Genomic DNA, 19,104 nt, shown 5'->3' on the forward strand with positions numbered 1-19,104 from the left:
GTCCACCCGATGACGAACTTCGGCGAGTGGCTCGAGAACGCGCGCGAACAGCGGTGGGGGATCTTCGTCGACCTGGTCTTCGCCGTCAGCTGGGTGACGATGGTCGAGATCATCTTCCGGGTCCTCGAGGGGCCGACCTGGGCGTACTACATGTTCATGCTCGCAGGGATCGTCGCGTACTTCGGGTTCGTCACGAGTCTCGAGGTGGCGTCGAACGAACAGTGAGAGCGGAAAACGGAACGTGGCGGAGCCGCCGGCGGGTCAGTCCTCTCTGTCGACGACCAACACCGGAACCGTCGTCGAGCGCAGCGTCCGCTCGGCGACGCTGCCGAGCAGTGCTCGCCGGACGCCGCTGCGACCGGCCGACCCCATTACGATCAAGTCGACGTCGTTGTCCGCCGCGTAGTTGCTGATCTGCTTGTGTGGCTGTCCGGCGACGACCGCCTCTGTGACGTCGATGTCGTGGGCCTCGGCTTTCGCCGCGACGACGCCCGTCGCCTCGTTGGCTCGCTGCTCGAGTTCGGGCATGTCGCCGAACTTGCCCTGCTGGATGCGATCGACCTGCTCGGTGCCCAGGCTGACGTCGATCGCGCTCGTGTCGACGACGTACAGCGCGTGGACGTCGGCGCCGTACTTTTCGGCGAGCTCGATCGCGTGTTCGACCGCGTATTCGGCGGTGTCGCTTCCGTCGGTCGGGACGAGTATCGTATCGTACATGGTTAGTCGTCTGCGGGGGTACCGCCGTCAGCTGCGGCGTCTTCGGCCGATTCCATCTTGCTCATCGGTTCGGGACTGTGACACTGTCGAACGAGGCGCTTGACGTCCTGTGGCGGCTCGTCGGTGACCAGCGAGACGACGATGATCACGGCGAACACCACCGGAACGCCGACGAGGGCCGAGGAGGTCCCTGGCAGCCACGTTGCGACTGCGGGAATAACGGCCTCCTCGTAGCCCGTGTACATCGGGATCGCAGTGTCGTTGAGGATCGCGCCGAACGAGAGCGCGATGCCCGTGAGCATCCCGGCCAGTGCGCCCTCCCGGGTCGTGTTCTCCCACCAGAGTCCGAGGAAGAACACGGGGAAGAACACGGTGCCGGCGATCGCGAACGACATCGCGACGAGTTCGCCGATCAGCGCCGGTGGGTTGAGTCCGATCAGCGCCACGAGGATACCGATCCCGACGATCGTCAAGCGACCGACGAGCATCTGTTCGCGCTGGGTCGCGTTCTCCTTGTAGAGGTTCGTGTAGATGTCGTGTGCGGCCGCCGAGGAGGCGGTGATGAACAGGCCGGCGGTGGTCGCAAGCGCCGCCGCGACGGCGCCCGCGGCGACCAGTCCGACCAGCCACTCGGGGAGGCCCGCGAGCTGCGTCGTAAGGACGACGAGCGCGTCGGCCTCGACGCCGAGCATCTGTGCGAACCCGTCACCGCCGGTCACCTCGCGATCGTACAGCAGGCCGCCGAACGCCGCGTAGGTGGCCGTTCCCCAGTACAGCAGGCAGATGAAGAACAGGCCCCAGACGGTCGACCAGCGGGCCGTCCGCTCGTTGTCGACCGTGTAGAACCGAACCAGCACGTGCGGGAGTCCACAGGTGCCGACGATCAGGCTGAACGCGAGCGCGATCCAGCCGTAGTAGCCCGCCGCCGCGAACGGCTCGACGAACTGCGCCTCGATGCTCGCCGCCTCGGCGACCTGCGGTCCGGCCTCGAGGTAGGGCAGCACCGTCGACCATCCCTCGGTCCAGCCGACGGCGTACAGACCGAGCGTGAAGGCGATGATCAGGATGGTGTACTGGATCGCCATGTTCTTCGTCGTGCCGAGCATCCCCGAGAGGGCGACGTAGGCGATGGTGACGGCCATCAGCCCGATGACGCCGGCCTCGTAGGAGATGCCGAAGATGTACTGGGCCATCAGCCCCATCCCGCTGGCCTGACCGATGGCGTAGGTAAACGCGATGGCGAGCGTGGTAAACGCCGCGATACCGCGTGCCCAGTCGGAGTAGAACCGGTCGCCGACGAAGTCGGGTGCGGTGTACTTCCCGAACCGGCGGAACTGCGCGGCCAGGAAGATCAGCAGGATGAAATACCCCGTCGTCCAGCCGACGACGTACGCCAGCCCGAAGTAGCCCGAGAGGGCGATCAGGGAGGCGACGCCGAGATAGGAGGCGGCGCTCATCCAGTTGGCGCCGATCGCCATCCCGTTCTCGATCGAGCCGATCGAGCGGCCGGCGACCCACAGCTCGTCGACCGCGGCGACGCGGAACAAGTAGCCGACGGCAAGGAACAACACCAGCATCGCGACGACGGTCAGCGCCGGAAGCAGCTTGAAGTCGCCGACGTCCAGCGCCGTCTCCTGCATGACGATCGGGTCGATCGCTTCGATCATTCGTTACCTCCGTCGGCAGCGACGGTGCCGGAGTCGGTCTCCTCTTCGGTCTCGTGAGAGATGCCGTACTTCGTGTCGAGCCGGTCGCGCTGCATCGCGTAGCCGACAGACAGCAAGAGTGCCGCCAGCGGCGTAAAGATCGCCGTCAGGACGAAGTGCAGCGGGAAGCCGTTGAGGATCGTCGTCTCGGTCATCAGATCCGGTGCGAGGAAGGTTGCGGTCGTTGGGCCAAAGACGACGAGGATCCAGGCGAGAAACGACAGCCAGATCACCTTCAGGTGATCCCGCATAAACGGTGTCGCTGGTTTGAAGATGTTTATCTCCTTATCGAGGTACTCCTCGGTCTTGACCCCGCCGTCGGTTTCGACGGCGTCGTCGGTGTCTTGAGTGGTATTCTCTGTCATATTAGCGCGTTCACGTGTCGTGTCGTGGTTTGTGAGTTGTTTCGAAAGGAAGACAGGACGCTTAGTCCTGCACCTGCTCCGCAATCTCGTCGACGACCTCGGGGTTGCGAAGCGTCGACGTGTTACCGAGTTCGTTTCCGCTCGCGATGTCCTCGAGCAGGCGGCGCATGATCTTGCCCGAACGGGTCTTCGGGAGTTCGGGCGTGAAGACGACCTCCTCTGGTTTCGCGATCGGGCCGATCGCGTCGACGACGCCCTCGACGATCTGCTCGGAGAGTTCGTCGTCGCCCTCGTAGCCGTCCTCGGTGATGACGTAGGCGTAGACGGCCTCGCCTTTCACGTCGTGGTCGCCGCCGACGACCGCAGCCTCGGCGACGCCCTCGACGCCGACGATCGCGCTCTCGATCTCCATCGTCCCCAGCCGGTGGCCGGAGACGTTGATCACGTCGTCGACCCGACCGAGGACGGTGATGTAATCGTCCTCGTCGATCTTCGCGCCGTCCTCGGGGAAGTACACCCATTCGTCGGCATCGGGGTCGGAGTACTCCTCCCAGTACTCCTCGATGAACCGATCGTCGTTCTGATACAGCGTCCGGAGCATACCGGGCCAGGGCTTCTGAACGGTGAGGTAGCCGGCCTCGCCGGCACTGACTTCGTCACCCTGTGCGTCGACGATTCGCGTGTCGACGCCGGGGAGTCCCGGACCGGCGGAGCCGGGTTTCATGTCGTTGACGCCCGGCAGCGTGGTGATCATGTGGCCGCCGGTTTCGGTCTGCCACCAGGTGTCGACGATCGGACACTCCTCGTTGCCGATGTGCGTGTAGTACCACTTCCAGGCCCGCGGATTGATCGGCTCGCCGACCGTTCCCAGCAGGCGCAGCGAGGAGAGATCGTGTTTCTCCGGGTACTCCTTGCCCCACTTCATGAACGCTCGAATGGCCGTCGGTGCCGTGTAGAAGACGTCGACCTCGTTCTTCTCGACGATCTCCCAGAACCGGTCTTTCTCCGGGTAATCGGGGGTTCCCTCGTACATCACCGTCGTCGTCCCCAGCGCGAGGGGGCCGTAGACGATGTAGGAGTGGCCCGTAATCCAGCCGATGTCGGCCGAACACCAGTAGGTGTCGCCGGGCTCCAGGTCGAGCACCGCCTCGGAGGTCCAGGCGGTGTACGCCAGGTAGCCCGCGGTCGTGTGTTTGACGCCCTTGGGCTGGCCCGTCGTCCCCGAGGTGTACATCAAGAACAGCATGTCCTCGGCGTCTCGAGTCACGGGCTCGACGGTCTCGCCGCGGTTCTCGTCGACCAGTTCCTCGTAGTCGTGCTGGCCGTCCTCGAGCGAGTGGTCCAGGTCGTCGCCGAGGCGGTCGACGACGACGGTCGTCGTCTCGTGGTCGACGTCCTCGAGGCCCTCGTTCGTCTTCGAGATGTGATCGAGCGCGTCGCCGCGGCGGTAGTAGCCGTCGGCGGTGACGAGGTACTCGCTGTCCGCGGAGTTCATCCGCGTCGCGAGCGCGTCGGCGGAGAAGCCCGCGAAGACGACCGAGTGGGGTGCGCCGATCCGCGCACAGGCAAGCATCGCGATCGTCAGTTCCGGAATCATCGGCATGTACAGCGTGACGACGTCGTCCTCCTCGACACCGAGGTCACGGAACGTCGCGGCGACAGCCTGAACCTCCTCTAAGAGTTCCTTGTAGCTGTACGAACGGGTCTCGCCGAGTTCGCCCTCCCACTCGACGGCGGTTCGATCGCCGTCACCCGACTCGACGTGCCGGTCGATGCAGTTGTAAGAGGCGTTGAGTTTGCCGCCGCCGAACCACTCGTAGAACGGCGCGTCCCCCTCGTCGAGGACGGTGTCGTACTCCTGCTCCCAGGAGAGCAGGTCGGCTGCCCCCTCCCAACACTCCGGCCAGTTCTCCTCGAACTCCTCGTAGATCCCCTCGTCCGTTACGTTCGCCTGTTCGACGAACGATTCGGGCGGCTCGAAGGTATCCTGCTCCTCGAGCCGCGCCTCCAGACTGACGTCGTCCTGTGACATGGTACAACCACTCAGTATACAACAGCCATAGTAAAGCCTGCCTCTAGTTGTACAAAACGAGCCCCGAATTCCGGGGGAACCAGTGACAGCGGTCTAACTAGTCGAGACGATATCGGCCGGAAATCGTGACCGTCATCGATCCGATTCGGTCGCGCGACGACGACCACCGAGGCGCGCCGTCGGCAGGTGGGCGACGAACGGCGGCCGACACTAAGGACCTAGGTTTGTGCCGTGAGCCCGTTCGTCGTTCGTCGATCCGACTACTCCTCGCCCGACGGGTCGTCAAAGAACGTCCGCAACAGCTCGTGTTGGCCCTTCCGGAGGTGGCTGTGCAGCGTCGGCGAGGAGACGCCCATCGCGTCGGCGATCTCCTCGGCCGTGCTCTCGCGAGGCCAGTCGTAGTATCCTCCGGAGTAGGCGGCCCGCAGCGCGGCCTCCTGGCGGTCGGTCAGTCGCTCCTCTAACCCCTCCCGGAACTCCCGACCGGTCTGAACCGGCCGTTCGGTCTCGCGCTTTCCGGCCAGTTCGGAGTCGGGAAACGCCGACCGCAGCCCGGCGACGATCGTCCGGATGTCGGCGTCGGCCGCACACTCGGCCGTGATCGTTGCGGTGCCCCCCTCGAAGCGCGCCTCGCAGACGGTGACGCCGTACTCGGTCAGCGTCAGCGTCGGCGAGGAGCCCTCGACCACGAACTCGAGCCGACAGGCGTCCTCGTAGGTCTCGATAAGTCGGCAGTCGCTGATCCCCGGATCGGCCTCGGCGCGCTCGAAGACCTCGGCCGGCGACGCGCCCTCGAGGCGGACGTAGTACAGCTGCGTCGAGTCCGAGAGCGGGACGAGCGAGTCCAGCTGGAACCGACAGTCGAGCCGCCGCGTCGTCTCGACGAAGAACGAGCTCTCGTCTCGGCAGACGAACTCGAGTTCGACTACGCGATCCGACAGCAGGAGGTTTCGCCGGCGGATCGCGGCGATCGCGTACCCGACCTGGCGGCCGATCGTCTCGAGCCACGCCCGTTCGGCCTCGCCGAACGCTTCCGTCCGTTCGGTCGCGACCGATAGTCGTCCGTACACCGTGTCACCGTACCACAGCGGAACGACCGCGACGCGGCCCTCGAAGCTCCCGGCGTCGTCCCCGAGCGTCGCCTCGACGTTCGTCACGACCGAAACCGACCGCGCGTCGGCCGTCTCCGGGATGCTGACGGTCGATTCGTCACTCCTCGAGAGCGCGGTCCCGGAATCCACCCCGTCACCGCGAGAGCTGGGCTCTCGATCCGGAGCCGAGGGGTGGGGCTCGCTCCAGTCCTCGGGAACGAGCCGATCGACGCGCTCGGCCTCGAGACCGCTGGCCGTTCGCCAGTTTCCGTGGCGGTCCGAGTGGGTCGTCCGATCGATCCAGGCGACGTCGTAGGTACGTCCCTCGGTAAGGGCCTGACAGGTCGCGGCTTCGACCGCCTCGTGGCTCGTGGCCTCGAGCAACGCGTCCGTCAACGCCCGGTGGCGGGTAGCGACGTCGTACACCTGCTCGAGCATCTCGCGGTCCGAGCGAACCTCCTCGAGGCGGTCGTGGTACTCCGAGACGTCGTAAACCAGCAGCGCGAACCCCTGTAGCCGGTGTCGATCGTCGCGCAGCGGCGTGACGATCTCGGTCGCGCGAAACCGGCTTCCGTCCCTGCGGACGCGCCAGCCCTCGGCCTCGTAGCCCGACTCCTCGAGGGCCCGGGTCAGCGTCTGGTCGGGCCGACCCCGCTCGACTGCCTCCTCGGCGTACAGCGTCGAGACGTGGGTGCCGACGATCTCGCCCGCGCGGTAGCCAAAGACCGACTCCGCGCTCCGGTTCCAGCGGTCGACGTAGCCATCGGCGTCGAGGCGAACCAGCGCGCAGCGCTCGCTCGCCCCGAGCAGCGATCGAACGACGCTGCTGTCGCTTACCGAAGCTCTGTTCCCGGAGCGAGCGCTCGAGCCCGTTTCGACCGCGGCGAACTCGTCGACGATCTCCGCATCGGTCGGGCTCGGCAGGTAGGATTCGAGGGCCTCGAAGCTCCCCCAGCCGCCGACGCGCTTGACGACCAGCGGGTTGATCTCGTGATCGGTCAGCGCGGTTTCGAGGAAGTACCGCCGGAGACCGTCCGTCGAAACGTCCTCGAGCGCAGGCTCGTCGAACCGCTCGCTTGCCCGCGCTGCGACCTCGGTTACGAGCATCTGCAGCCGCCGCGTCGAGACCGAGAACACCGGGTCGTCGCTCAAGAGCCCGTTGCTCCGCGCGTACCGTCGTAGCTCCCGCTCGACCCCGGTCGGCAGGTACGCAACTCGCGACTCGGGGAGGCGGAGCAGATACCGGGGGGGATCGGTCCGCACCTGGTCGATGGCGCCGATCGTCACCCGCGTCAGTTCGGCCGGACGGAGACCGACCTCCCCGCAACAGCGGACGACCAGCGCCTCACGGTAGGTCTCGGCGGCGTCGAGAAGCGACTCGTACTGCTCGCGAGAGACGGCGGCGGGCTCGGGCTCCTCGAGACTCACGCTTCGGGTATTCTGAGTCGGCGAAAATAACTGTATCGACACGGGCCGAGTAGGCGCCGGTTACTCACCGGGATGGCGATCGAAAGAGGGGAACTTCCACGTTTCGCAAACGTCGCGTTCGCGAAGCGTACTACTCGGTCTGTACCTCGGTCTGGATCTCCCCGACGATCTCGGGGTTGCGGAGCGCGCTCGTATCGCCCAGCTGGTTGCCGTTCGCAACGTCCTCGAGCAGGCGACGCATGATCTTGCCCGAGCGGGTCTTGGGAAGTTCGGGCGTGAAGACGACCGACCCAGGGGTGGCGATCGGACCGATCGAGGACTCGATGCTCTCGACGATTCGGTCGCGGAGGTCGCCGTCAGGATCGCAGTCGGCCTCCGTACTCACGTAGGCACAGACCTCGGTTCCGTCGGCCTCGCTCGAGCGGCCGACGACGGCGGCCTCGACGACCCCATCGACGCCGGTGATCGCCCCCTCGATCTCCATCGTGCTCAGCCGCCGTCCGGCGACGTTGATGACGTCGTCGACCCGACCCATGACGGTGATGTAGCCGTCCTCGTCGACCGTCGCCGCGTCGCCGCTGAAGTACCACCACCGATCGTTCTCGGGCTCGGCGAACTGGCTCCAGTACTCCGAGCGGTACCGCTCGTCGCCGTCGTACAGCGTGCGGGCCATCCCGGGCCACGGACGGGCGATGATCAGGTAGCCCGTCTCGCCGGGATCGACGCGGTCGCCCTCTGCGTCGACGACGCGCGCGTCGATCCCCGGCAGGGAGGGGCCGGCCGAGCCGGGTTTCATCTCGTCGACGCCGGGTAGCGTCGAGACGGTGATCGCACCGGTCTCGGTCTGCCACCAGGTGTCGACGATCGGTGCCTCGCCGCCGCCGATGTGGTCCCGGTACCAGTTCCACGGACGGGCGCTGATCGCCTCGCCGACCGTTCCCAGCAGGCGCAGCGAGGACAGATCGTGTTTCGAAGGGTACTCCTCGCCCCACTTCATGAACGCCCGGATCGCGGTCGGCGCGGTGTAGAAGACGTCGACCGCGTTCCGGTCGACGATCTCCCACAGGCGGTCCCGGTCGGGGTAGTCGGGGGTGCCCTCGTACATGATCGTCGTCGTCCCCAGCGCGAGGGGGCCGTAGACGATGTAGGAGTGGCCCGTGATCCAGCCGATGTCGGCCGCACACCAGTAGGTGTCCTCGGGTTTGACGTCGAGCACCGCCCGCGAGGTCCAGGCGACGTGGGCGAGGTAGCCGCCCGTCGTGTGAACAACGCCCTTGGGTTCGCCCGTCGTGCCGGAGGTGTACATCAGAAACAGCATGTCCTCGGCATCTCGGGTGACCGGCTCGACGGTCTCGCCGGCGTGGGCCGCGACCAGCTCGTCGTAGTCGTGCTCCCGCTCGCCGAGCACGTGGGGAAGGTCGTCGCCGAGGCGGTCGACGACGACGGTCTCGACGTCCTGGTCGAGGGAAATCAGGGCGTTGTCGGCCTTGCTCTTCTGGTTGAACGCGTCCCCGCGGCGGTAGTAGCCGTCACAGGTCACCAGGAACTCGCTGTCGGCGGCGTCCATCCGGGTCGCGAGCGCGTCGGCAGACAGTCCCGCGAAGACGACCGAGTGGGGCGCGCCGATCCGCGCGCAGGCGAGCATCGCGATCGGCAACTCGGGGATCATCGGCAGGTACAGCGTGACGATGTCGTCCTCCTCGACCCCGAGATCCAGCAGTGTCGCCGCGAACTCGTTTACCGCCGTCGCCAGATCCTGGTAGGTGTAGGTCTCGCGCTCGCCGCGCTTGCCCTCCCATCGGATCGCCGCGTGAGTCTTCCGTCCGGCCTCGAGGTGACGATCCAAACAGTTGTACGAGGCGTTGAGCCGACCACCCGAGAACCACTCGTAAAACGGGGCGTCGTCGGCCTCGAGAACCGTGTCGTACTCCCGCTCCCACGACAGCAGGTCCGCTGCTCGCTCCCAGCAGTCGGGCCACTCCGTCTCGAACGCGTCGTAGACGCCCTCCTCGGTCACGTTCGCCTGTTCGACGAACGACGCGGGCGGGTCGTGGGATGGTCCCGCCGACACCGACGCGTCGGCGTCCCACCCGTTGCGGTCGACCATGTCTTAGTTGACCCGAGGTCGCTCAGTCGAATAAACGTTCCTCCGATCGTCGTCCTCGAGCGGCATTCGGGATCGGCGCAGTGTCACCACGCCGCTACGAGCGCACGGAGTCGATGTCCTCGACGTTGCCGATCTCGGCCTCGGAGTGGCGAACGACGTAGACGTCGTACCGGTGGTCGTTCGCGACGGGACTCCCGACGCTCGACTGCGGAGAGATCACCGATCCCGCGTTCTCCGAGCCGATGAAGACGACGCTGGCGCCGATCTCGGCGGCGATCCGTTTGATCTCCCGGACGACGTTCGTCGTCGCGGTCGCGGTCGGCTCGTCGGAACTGACGCGCTCGACGCGGAACGTCGCCTCCGGTGCGATGTCCGCGACGCGTCGCTGCATTCCCGAAGCGATCGCCTCGGGATCGAACGGCTCACCCTCTCCGATCCAGCCCCGATTCCGGGCGTACTCCTCGTCGTCGGGAACGACCGTCAGGGCGACCACGTCTTCCTCGAGGAGGTCTCCGAACGTCGAAGCGCGCTCGAGCGCCTTCCTCGCAAGCACCGAACCGTCGAACGGAACGAGCAGTGACATTACGCCTACCCACACTGACGGTGGAGGTAAATGTTCGGTCTCGAGCAGTCCTCCCGGCGTCGAACGAAGGTGTTCGGCGGCCGATGTCCACGGGAACGAATCGATACAGGACCGAACGCACGCTCGAGTATGGACGCATATCATGTTATATTTATATTTATATCATATATTGTATGTAGTGCGCGTTCTCGCTTCAGTAGCGCTCTAGCGTATAAGTGGGTGATAGCGCTCGAGGACACAACTAAGAGCAAAATCAGGAAAATTACAGCAGACAGCCGTTGATACAGCTACTTCGGCGGTAATGATGGTCTCCGTAACGGTTCTGAGTATATCGGGACGATACGCTTAATAGATAGTTTCTTTATATTTCGTATATTCACTCGTATATCTTATATTCTTGAGTCGCCGGAAGCGGTACCCCATGACAGTCACCTCGACAGTGATGGAGCTCGAGTCGAACGCCCTCACCTCACTCCCTGGTTTTGATGAGAAACTTCATGTCGCCCTGAAAGACCACAGTGCCGTCCTGATTGGTCATCTCGGTGTCGAGGACGACCAGTCCGGCATCGTCACGGCTGCCGGCGTCCTTGACGTCGGTGACCTCAATCTCGAGCGAGAGCGTGTCACCGATGTAGACCGGGTTCGGCAGGTCCATGTAATTCATCCCGAGGAACGCGAATGCGGTCCGTTCGACGATTCCGGTACGGTAGACGAACCCGGTCGCCTGAACGAACGTCATCGGACCGTGGGCGATCCGCTCGCCGAACGCGCTGTCCTCGGCGTACTCTTTGTTCGTGTGCAGTTCCGTCCAGTCGCCGGCCAGCGCCGAGTGCATGACGAAGTCGGCCTCCGTTACCGTGCGTCCGACGCTCTCGAACGTCTGTCCTTCCTCGAAGTCCTCGAAGTAGTGTGGCTCGTAGCTGTACGCCATATGATACGTATCAGAATCACAGCATAAATAATTTACTTCGAGAATCGCCCGACGGAACGGGCCGTCGACGCGAGTTCGATCGACCGACGGTCGGCTCTCGAGTCATTCGAGTCAGGAGAACATCTGTTCGAACAGTGTCGCCTCGGCCCGGCGGAGTCGCTCGAGAAGCGCCGACTTGCTGATCCCGAGTTCGCCGGCGACCGCCTCGGAACTGGCCTGTCGCGGGATCTCGAAGTAGCCCGATTCGAGGGCCGTCCGGAGACACTCCTCCTGGGCCGGCGTGAGTTCCCACCGCTGGCTGGGCGACTCCGTGGCTTCCGATTCGAGAGGGTAGACTCGCTCGAGTTTGACGCCGATGGTCTCGCCGGCCGCCTCCATGACGCCTTTCAGCACATCGCGGCCGACGACCGCGCCGAAGATCCGTGCCTCCCCATCGCGGTATCGCAGGGTCTCGACGATGAGACCGCCGTCGATGAGTCGTCGGACGACGCAGGGGTGTTTCGAGAGACACCGATATCGCGAACGGCCGTCAGTCCGGGAAACATGTAGGTACGAGATCCGATCGTCGTCGTCTAAGTGCGCCGTGAGTCGGTCCGTCCTCGCCGAACTGAACTGCAGAAGGTCGTAGCCGTCGCTGCGCCGCTGGGGCGCTCGCGCGTCGATCTCGACACCGACGTCGCGACTCGCCTCCGCGAGCGGGCAGTCGTCGTTTCGAACCCTGAACTCCACGGCGAGACACTCGTCGATCATGCGAACGTATATTAGAAAACTTGTGCGAATACTTAAAACCCCGTTATGTGGCGGTCAACTGCTAAGGACGCAACTGTCGTAGTTTATAATGAGATCATGGACCTGGATACAGTCAAAGAACGCGCGGGCCCCCGGGAGTTCAGCCCCGCGGACGACCTGCCACGGGAGTACCGGGAGGCCGCGACGCGGATGATCGAGTTCCACGCCAACAGCGAGATCATGGGCGCCTACCTCGAGCGGCCGTTCATCCGCCAGGCGCCCAGTATCGACCGGAAGCTGGCGTTCTCGGCGAAGGTCCAGGACGAGATCGGCCACGGCCAGTTGCTGTACCGTGCCGCCGAGTCGCTGGGCGTCAAGACTCGCGGGGAGATGCTCGAGGATCTGGCGAACGGCGACGGCAAGTTCCTCAACTGTTTTCATTACCCGCTGAAGAGCTGGGTCGAGATTCCGATGATCTCGTTTTTCGTCGACGGGGCAGCGATGCGCCGGCAGGCGACGCTTCGTCGAACGAGCTGGGAGCCCTACGCCCACGCGATGGACAAGGTCTGCTTCGAGGAGGGCTTTCACGTCAAACACGGCGAGGACATCCTCAAGGAGCTGATGACCGGCTCGCGGAAGGAACAGCGGATGACCCAGGAGGCCTTCGAGGAGTGGTGGCCCCGCATCATCCAGTTCTTCGGGCCCACCGACGACAAGAGCACCCACCACGACTTCGCCGCCTCGGTGGGGCTCAAACAGCAGTCCAACGACGCGCTGCGCGACGCCTTCCTCGATCAGTACATCCCGAAGGCTCGCAAGCACGGCCTCGAGATCCCCGACGAACCTCGCATTCGCGAGCGCGACGACGGCACCTACGCCGTCGAGGAAAGCGACCTCGACTGGGAGGAGTTCTTCACCATCGCTAAAAACGACTACGAGCCCGGACTCGGACAGATCAACGGCCGGAAGCAGGCCCAGGAGGCCGTTCAGTGGGTTCGTGACACGATCGAGGACGACGCCACAACCGCCGGCGGCCACGCGCCGCAGGCGGCCGACTGACCATGATCTGGGAAGTGTTTCGCCAGGAGAAGACGGGTGGGTACCACACCCACTGCGGCAACGTTCACGCACCGGACCGCGAGATGGCCAAACAGTTCGCCGCGATCCAGCACGGCCGGCGCAAACCGACGAACAGCCTCTGGGTCGTTCCCCGCGAGGAGATCGGCGAGATCGACAGCGAAGACGTCGCCTTCGGCGGCGCCACCGACAGAAGCTACCGCTGGGCGACCGCCTACAACACCACCGGCGAGGACGCCCGCGAGGTCGTCGAAAGCGAGGACGAACAGGCCACCGCCGAGCGACAGCGGGGTGACGACTGATGGCGGCGACCCTAGACCCAGGGAAGCTCGAGGCCCGCGAGCGCGAGGCCCTCGAGACGCTGCTCAAGCGGCTGGCCGACGACGAGTTCGTGCTCGCCGAGCGCTACACCGAATGGCAGGTCCGGGCGCCGACCCTCGAGTCGGATCTCGCGCTGGCGAACAACGCCCAGGACGAGCTGGGTCACGCCCGGCTGTGGTACGACGTCCTCGAGGATCTCGGTTTCGAGGAGCAGGAACTGGTCTACGAGCGCGATCCCGCCGACTTCCGCCACGCCACGCTGGTCGAACTCCCCTTCGAGGAGGGCGACTGGGCCGACGCCGTCCTCCGGTCGTACCTCTATGACGCCGCCGAGGAGCTCCGACTCGAGTCCCTCGAGAAGTCGACGTACCCGAAGATCGCCGATCGCGTCGGCAAGATCCAGAGCGAGGAGGGGTACCACTTAGAGCACGCCCAGAACTGGGTCGAGCGCCTGGCCGACGGTGAGGGGGGTCACGAGCGCCTGCAGGACGCCCTCGATCGGCTGTTCCCCCACGCGTTGACGCTGTTCGAGCCGGTCGATCCCGACGTCGAGAACGACATCGTCGAGCTGAGACTCCGCGACGCGACGCTCGAGGAGCTGGGCGAGGAGTGGCTCTCGATCGTGGTACCCTACCTCGAGTCCCTCGAGCTCGAGGTGCCGGTCAGCCCGCAGGTCGACGACGACACCTTCGAGATCACCGAGGAGATGCTTCCCGAGAAGCGCGGCCGGGACGGGAACCACACCGACGCGTGGGCCGACCTCCACGACGAGCTGACCCACACCTATCGCGACCTCGGGCGCAGCGACACCACCAAAATCATGGAGAAACCAGAATGAGCAGCGAGATTCCGGATCCGGACGCCGACGCGACGCCGTGTGCGTACACCGACTACCGCGAGGGCGAGGGCGCCGAAGAGCTGCCGGCGACCGGCGAGGACGCCACGGGCGTCGAGGCCGACGTCTGGGAGGCCCTCTACGAGATCGAGGATCCCGAGATGCCGATCAGCATCGTCGACCTCGGGCTGATCTACGGCGTGACCCTCGAGGACGGACACGCAGTCGTCGACATGACGTTAACCTACTCGGGCTGTCCAGCCAGGGACATGCTCACCGAGCAGGTCCAGGAGACGGCGGCCGACGTCGAGGGCGTCGACGACGCGGAACTGCGACTCGTCTGGAGCCCCGAGTGGACGATCGAGATGGTAACCGAACAAGGGAAAGACGATCTCCGGGAGTTCGGGCTGAGCATATGAGACGGTCCCGAGATCCGAGTGTCACGACCGGCGGCGAGGACGCGGGCGCGGAGTGTCCGTACTGCGAGTCGACGGACACCGTCCGCGAACACCCGAAGGGGCCGTCGCTCTGCCGGTCGATGCACTACTGCAACGCCTGCGACCAGCCGTTCGAGAAGTTCGAATAGCGGACGCCGGTCGTTTTCTACAGCCGTCAGCCGCGAGCGAACGCGCTCGCTGACGAGCGGGGATCAAAACTTTGGTACTCGGTATCGTGCACTCGGGACGAGCCATGGCAGGCACTACCGAGCGAACCGGCCTCGAGGAGCGCCGGGAGCTGCAGTCCGAGCGGCTCCGCGACACCGTCGCTCACGCCTACGAGAACGTCCCGCTCTACCGCGAGCGGCTGGACGAGGCCGGCGTTTCGCCCGAAGACGTACAGTCAGTCGACGACCTCGAACGGTTGCCGTTCACGACGAAAGAGGACTTCCGCGACGAGTATCCCGACGGCCTCTTCGCCGTCGACGACGACGAACTCCTGCGTATCCACGCCTCGTCGGGCACGACGGGCAAACCCAAGATCGTCGGCTACACCGAGCGCGACCTCGAGCTGTGGGACGAGGTGATGGCTCGATCGCTGGAAGCCGCGTGGATCGAACCGGGAGATACCGTCCAGAACGCCTACGGCTACGGCCTCTTCACGGGCGGGCTCGGCTTCCACGGCGGGGCCGAGGCCCTCGGCGCGACGGTGATCCCGACGGGCAGCGGCAACACCCAGCGTCAGGTCGAGCTCGCCCGCGACCTCGAGAGCGACGCCATCGCCTGCACGCCCTCGTACGCGCTGTACTTCGCCGAAACCGCCCGCGAGGTGGGCGTCGATCCCCGCGAGCTCCCGCTCTCGACGGTGCTGTACGGTGCCGAGCCCTGTACGGAGCCGATGCGCGCGGAACTCGAGGACCGCCTCGGCGCGGTCGGGATCGAGAACTACGGCCTCTCGGAGCTGATCGGGCCCGGCGTCGCCGTCGAGTGCCGCGAGGCTCAGGACGGGATGCATATCTGGGAAGACCACTTCTTCCCGGAGATCGTCGACCCGAAGACGGGCGAGCCCCTGCCGGAGGGCGAGGAGGGCGAACTCGTCCTGACGTCGCTCTCGAAGGAAGCGCTGCCCGTCCTGCGCTACCGGACGGGAGATCTCACCTCGCTCACCATCGACGAGTGCGACTGTGGGCGGACGATGGCGCGAATGGACGGCGTTACCGGTCGAGCCGACGACCTGCTCACCGTTCGGGGCGCCAACCTGTATCCGAGCCAGATCGAGGACGTCGTCCTCGAGTTCGACGCGGTGGCACCCCACTATCGGATCGACCTCTCCCGCGAGGACGAACTGGATCGGCTGGAGCTGACCGTCGAGCTGACTCGGGGGTTCGACGGCGACCGCGAACGACTCCACGAGACGATCCTCGAGCGGCTGCGGAACGTCCTCTCCATCCGACCCGACGTCCTCGAGCTGGTCGAGTACGGAACGATCGAGCGGACGGAGGTGGGGAAGGTCAAGCGAGTCTACGATCACCGCTGACGCGCTCTCGTCGGGAATCGCGAGCGGCCTGTTACTTTTATTAGGATTCGTACGGCACCGTGTTGCATGGATATCGAAGCGTTCTTCGAGGGGATGCCCTTCGCATCCCTGCTGGGGATCGAGGTTACCGAGTGTGCCGACGGACACGCCGAGGGTCGCCTCGAGATGCGCGAGGAGCTCTCCTGGAACGAGGACGAACTGATGGCTCACGGCGGCGTCACGTTCACGCTAGCCGACACCGTCGGCGGCGCGGCGCTGGTCTCGCTGGTCGACCAGCCCGTCCCGACGATCGACATGCGTATCGACTACCTCAGCGCAGGAACGGGCGATCTCTACGCCGAAGCCGACGTCGTGCGCTGTGGCAGCGACGTCGGCACCGTCGACGTCAAGGTCTACACGGTGGGGGCCGAGACACTCATTGCCGACGCTCGAGGCGTCTACAAAACCGGTTAGTTCTATTCTACCGCGATTCGACTGGAGCTACCGAAGTTTGGGGGCGACTTCGTCGCCCAGCCGGTGAACACAGTCGATCATCTCGTCGGTCTCGACCCCGGGATAGTACGTTCGGAGGATGAAGTGAACGTCGTCGCCGAGCGTCTCGCGGTAGGTCTCGAGTTCCTCGCGAACCTGCTCGGACGTACCGAAGATGGCCTGTTCTTTCAGCTCCCGCTTGCGCCCCTCGTCGAGTTCGTCGACCGACTCGCCCGAAAAGATCTCCGCGTAGCGACGCTGGAGGTAGAAGTAGCCCTCGCGCATCGCCTCCCAGGCCGCCTCGCGGGAGTCGCCGACCCAGCCGTGCTGAAGGACGTAGATCGTGAACTCTCCCTCGAGCCCTTCCTCCTCGCGAACGCTCCGGATGTCCGCGACGCGTTTCCTGACGCCCTCGAGCGACAGTGCGGACGGCGCACACCAGCCGTCGCCGATTCTGGCCGCGCGGCGAACGGCGGGTTTGGCCGCGCCCCCGAGCATAACCGGCACGTCCCCACCGACGGGTTTCGGCGTGATCGAGACGTTCGTCGGGACGTCGTGGAACTCGGCGTCGTACTCGAGATTCCCCTCGCTCCAGGCACCCCGCAGGAACGGGACGAGATCCGCGAGCCGTTCGGCACGTTCCTCGCGCGGGACGCCGAAGACGTCGAACTCCCGCGGGTTCGACCCGATGGCGAGCCCGAGCGTGAGCCGACCCTCCGAGAGCAGATCGACCGTCGCCGCGTCCTCGGCGAGCCGGATCGGGTCGTACAGCGGCCCGAGCGCGACGCAGCTGCCGATCTCGAGGTCGTCGGTCTCGGCGGCCATCGCCCCCAGCGTGGGCATCGTCCCCGAGAGGTAGCCGTCCGCCTCGAAGTGGTGTTCGGACACCCACGCGCTGTCCAGGCCCGCGTCCTCGATCTCGCGGGTCAGCCGCAGGACGTCGTCGTACAGCTCGCTCGGCTCGCGGTCGTCGCCGGGCCGCCGCTGGGCGGTAACAAGGCCGGTCCCGAGTTCCATACTCACCGTATCATCGGGACTCGGCATAATTGTTAGCGAACCAGCTAGTGGTCGCGTTCCGGTTCGAAGACGAGGATACCTGCTTCACTTTCGTCATGAACACCACGAAAGCCCCTGCCGGTATCCGCTCGAGGGGCTTGCTGCGCGCTTCCCTCACTTCGTTCGGTCCAGTGCTTGCTGCGCCCGTCTTCGCGGATACCGGCAGCCCCTTTCATTCCCACCCGCGGTAGCCCGTCCGATCGGCCGATACGGGTGGGAAAGAAAGGGGCTGCTGTGGTGGACGAACCCGGCCGACGTAAGCACCACAGGACGAAGTCCGAGGCGCGCAGCGAGGCCTGGGGGTCCACCGCAGCAGGGGCTTTCTGGTGTTCGTAATGGATCCAACACCGCTCGAGATGCCCCGAATCGAGCGTTCAGTAGTCGATGACGGTGATCTCCTCGGCGGGCCACTGGCTCAGGATCTCGACGCCGTCCGATCGGACGACGACCATCTCCTCGACGCGGACGCCCTGTCGACCCGCAGGCTCCTGGGTCTCGACGGCCATCGTCATCCCCTCCTCGATCTCGATCGGGTGGTCGGGGGAGAGGCCACGCCAAATCAGGGGCACCTCGTACAGCTGGAGGCCGAGCCCGTGGGCCCAGTGGTTGGTCGTCAGTTGCCAGTGTTCCTCGGCGTCGTAGTAGTCGGCGTGCTCGCCTTCCATATCGGGAAACCCCTGCGCGATCTCGTCGGTCGTCGCGCCGGGTTCGATGCGCTCGAGGACGTCGTAGAGGTTGTCACGCGCTGTTTCGTACGCCCGCTGTTGCTCCTCTGTCGGCTCGCCCATCGAGAACGTCCGGTAGTAGCACGATCGGTAGCCCAAGTAGCCGATATTATAAAAATCGGCGTAGACGAGGTCGCCGGGTCGGATCGCCCGGTCGGTCGTGTTCGCCTGGTGTTTCGGCCAGGTGTTCGGCCCCGACGTGAGATACCCCCCGCCGACGAAGGCGCCGTGGCGCCAGAGTTCTTGAACCGCTTCACCCCAGACCTCGTTCTCTCGCATCCCGGGTTTCGCAGAATCCGTGATCCGCTGGAAGCCGGCCTCGCAGATCGCCGCGACCTGCCGCAGGCACTCGATCTCCTCGGTGGTCTTGATTTTTCGGGCGTCCTCCATCACCGACTGCGCGGTTCCGGAATCGGTCTCGACGCCACGCTCTTCGAGGGCCTCGAGCAGCCCCCAGTTACCGACGTCGACCCCCAGTTTCTCGTCGGCGACGCCGTACTCCTCCATGGCCTCGTGGACGGTTTCGGCCATCGTCGACAGCAGGAACCGCCGCGCCGAGGGGCTGCCCGAGGCCCGCGGCACGTTGCCGAGGCCGGGACAGGCATACCGGATGTCGTGGAGCCAGGGGCAGTTCGCCCGCTGGTTGCTCGCGTGATCCGCAGTATCCCAGTGGACGACGTCGCCGTTCTCGGTGAGCAGCGTGTAGTGATCCGCGCCGCTGCCGCCGGTCATCGCCAGCCCGGTCACGTACCGGATGTTCGGATCCGAGACGAGCAACAGCGCGCCGAGGTCGGTCTCCCGGAGCCGCTCGAGGGCACGTTCCTTGCGCTTCTCGCGCAGCCGCTGGGTGTCGATCCGTTCCTCCCAGTCGACGGCCTGCGTACCGAGCGTGCCCTCCATGTAGTCGCGCTCGTGGAACGTCATGGCGTGACGTATCAGGGGAGCCTACTAAACCG

Annotated in this window: 19 protein-coding genes; 8 read left to right on the forward strand and 11 right to left on the reverse strand. The window is 65.4% G+C overall.

What is annotated here, in order from left to right; all coding sequences use genetic code 11:
* The first annotated feature begins 9 nt into the window (after window positions 1-9).
* Window positions 10-225 (forward strand): hypothetical protein, encoded by a 216-nt coding sequence (locus tag ACFEMD_RS21180; protein WP_005556065.1) that lies wholly within the window; start codon window positions 10-12, stop codon window positions 223-225.
* A gap of 36 nt (window positions 226-261) precedes the next feature.
* On the opposite strand, the gene ACFEMD_RS21185 is transcribed toward ACFEMD_RS21180, so the two are convergent.
* The 9 genes from ACFEMD_RS21185 to ACFEMD_RS21225 form a co-directional block, all read right to left on the reverse strand.
* Window positions 262-717: a universal stress protein gene (locus ACFEMD_RS21185; RefSeq protein ID WP_394743255.1), complete on the reverse strand. Its 456-nt coding sequence runs from the start codon at window positions 715-717 to the stop codon at window positions 262-264.
* 2 nt (window positions 718-719) lie between these two features.
* Complete coding sequence (locus ACFEMD_RS21190; protein ID WP_394743256.1) at window positions 720-2,384, reverse strand: solute symporter family protein; 1,665 nt, start codon at window positions 2,382-2,384, stop codon at window positions 720-722.
* Window positions 2,381-2,788 carry a DUF4212 domain-containing protein gene (locus ACFEMD_RS21195; RefSeq protein ID WP_005556071.1) on the reverse strand — a complete coding sequence of 136 codons (408 nt, stop codon included), beginning with the start codon at window positions 2,786-2,788 and terminating at the stop codon, window positions 2,381-2,383. Before ACFEMD_RS21195 ends, ACFEMD_RS21190 begins: the two co-directional genes overlap by 4 nt.
* 61 nt (window positions 2,789-2,849) lie before the next feature.
* Window positions 2,850-4,820 carry an acetate--CoA ligase gene (acs, locus tag ACFEMD_RS21200; protein ID WP_394743257.1) on the reverse strand — a complete coding sequence of 657 codons (1,971 nt, stop codon included), beginning with the start codon at window positions 4,818-4,820 and terminating at the stop codon, window positions 2,850-2,852.
* 260 nt (window positions 4,821-5,080) lie between these two features.
* Complete coding sequence (locus tag ACFEMD_RS21205) at window positions 5,081-7,339, reverse strand: bacterio-opsin activator domain-containing protein (RefSeq protein WP_394743258.1); 2,259 nt, start codon at window positions 7,337-7,339, stop codon at window positions 5,081-5,083.
* Window positions 7,340-7,469: 130 nt separating this feature from the next.
* On the reverse strand, window positions 7,470-9,446 hold the full coding sequence (acs, locus tag ACFEMD_RS21210) for an acetate--CoA ligase (protein WP_394743259.1): 1,977 nt from the start codon (window positions 9,444-9,446) through the stop codon (window positions 7,470-7,472).
* A gap of 94 nt (window positions 9,447-9,540) precedes the next feature.
* Entirely contained in the window at window positions 9,541-10,029 is a 489-nt protein-coding gene (locus tag ACFEMD_RS21215) for a universal stress protein (RefSeq protein WP_394743260.1), read from the reverse strand.
* Window positions 10,030-10,498: 469 nt separating this feature from the next.
* Window positions 10,499-10,960, reverse strand: coding sequence for a MaoC family dehydratase (locus ACFEMD_RS21220; protein WP_394743261.1), 462 nt, complete (start codon window positions 10,958-10,960; stop codon window positions 10,499-10,501).
* Between the two features lie 111 nt (window positions 10,961-11,071).
* Complete coding sequence (locus ACFEMD_RS21225; RefSeq protein WP_394743262.1) at window positions 11,072-11,710, reverse strand: helix-turn-helix domain-containing protein; 639 nt, start codon at window positions 11,708-11,710, stop codon at window positions 11,072-11,074.
* Window positions 11,711-11,806: 96 nt separating this feature from the next.
* Here ACFEMD_RS21225 and paaA point away from each other — a divergent pair, with 96 nt between their 5' ends.
* The 7 genes from paaA to ACFEMD_RS21260 all read left to right on the forward strand — a co-directional run bounded on the left by paaA (window position 11,807) and on the right by ACFEMD_RS21260 (window position 16,349).
* Window positions 11,807-12,748 (forward strand): 1,2-phenylacetyl-CoA epoxidase subunit PaaA, encoded by a 942-nt coding sequence (gene paaA, locus ACFEMD_RS21230; protein WP_394743263.1) that lies wholly within the window; start codon window positions 11,807-11,809, stop codon window positions 12,746-12,748.
* 2 nt (window positions 12,749-12,750) lie between these two features.
* Window positions 12,751-13,068, forward strand: coding sequence for a 1,2-phenylacetyl-CoA epoxidase subunit PaaB (gene paaB / locus ACFEMD_RS21235; protein WP_394743264.1), 318 nt, complete (start codon window positions 12,751-12,753; stop codon window positions 13,066-13,068).
* The gene (gene paaC / locus ACFEMD_RS21240; RefSeq protein WP_394743265.1) at window positions 13,068-13,925 is read left to right on the forward strand and encodes a 1,2-phenylacetyl-CoA epoxidase subunit PaaC; all 858 of its coding nucleotides are present in this window, start codon (window positions 13,068-13,070) and stop codon (window positions 13,923-13,925) included. The genes paaB and paaC overlap by 1 nt, the downstream gene beginning before the upstream one ends.
* Window positions 13,922-14,341, forward strand: a complete 420-nt coding sequence (paaD, locus tag ACFEMD_RS21245; RefSeq protein ID WP_394743266.1) for a 1,2-phenylacetyl-CoA epoxidase subunit PaaD — start codon at window positions 13,922-13,924, stop codon at window positions 14,339-14,341. The genes paaC and paaD overlap by 4 nt, the downstream gene beginning before the upstream one ends.
* Window positions 14,338-14,508: a 1,2-phenylacetyl-CoA epoxidase subunit PaaE gene (gene paaE / locus ACFEMD_RS21250; RefSeq protein ID WP_394743267.1), complete on the forward strand. Its 171-nt coding sequence runs from the start codon at window positions 14,338-14,340 to the stop codon at window positions 14,506-14,508. Before paaD ends, paaE begins: the two co-directional genes overlap by 4 nt.
* 104 nt (window positions 14,509-14,612) lie before the next feature.
* Window positions 14,613-15,896 carry a phenylacetate--CoA ligase PaaK gene (gene paaK / locus ACFEMD_RS21255; protein ID WP_394743268.1) on the forward strand — a complete coding sequence of 428 codons (1,284 nt, stop codon included), beginning with the start codon at window positions 14,613-14,615 and terminating at the stop codon, window positions 15,894-15,896.
* 66 nt (window positions 15,897-15,962) lie between these two features.
* Window positions 15,963-16,349, forward strand: coding sequence for a PaaI family thioesterase (locus ACFEMD_RS21260; RefSeq protein ID WP_394743269.1), 387 nt, complete (start codon window positions 15,963-15,965; stop codon window positions 16,347-16,349).
* Window positions 16,350-16,376: 27 nt separating this feature from the next.
* Here the strand turns inward: ACFEMD_RS21260 and ACFEMD_RS21265 are convergent, their stop codons facing one another.
* Window positions 16,377-17,384 carry an LLM class flavin-dependent oxidoreductase gene (locus tag ACFEMD_RS21265; protein WP_394743270.1) on the reverse strand — a complete coding sequence of 336 codons (1,008 nt, stop codon included), beginning with the start codon at window positions 17,382-17,384 and terminating at the stop codon, window positions 16,377-16,379.
* Between the two features lie 413 nt (window positions 17,385-17,797).
* On the reverse strand, window positions 17,798-19,072 hold the full coding sequence (locus ACFEMD_RS21270) for a M24 family metallopeptidase (RefSeq protein WP_394743271.1): 1,275 nt from the start codon (window positions 19,070-19,072) through the stop codon (window positions 17,798-17,800).
* Between the last annotated feature and the right edge of the window lie 32 nt (window positions 19,073-19,104).

Source organism: Natronococcus roseus, assembly GCF_043677095.1.
Taxonomy (GTDB): Archaea; Halobacteriota; Halobacteria; order Halobacteriales; family Natrialbaceae; genus Natronococcus; species Natronococcus roseus.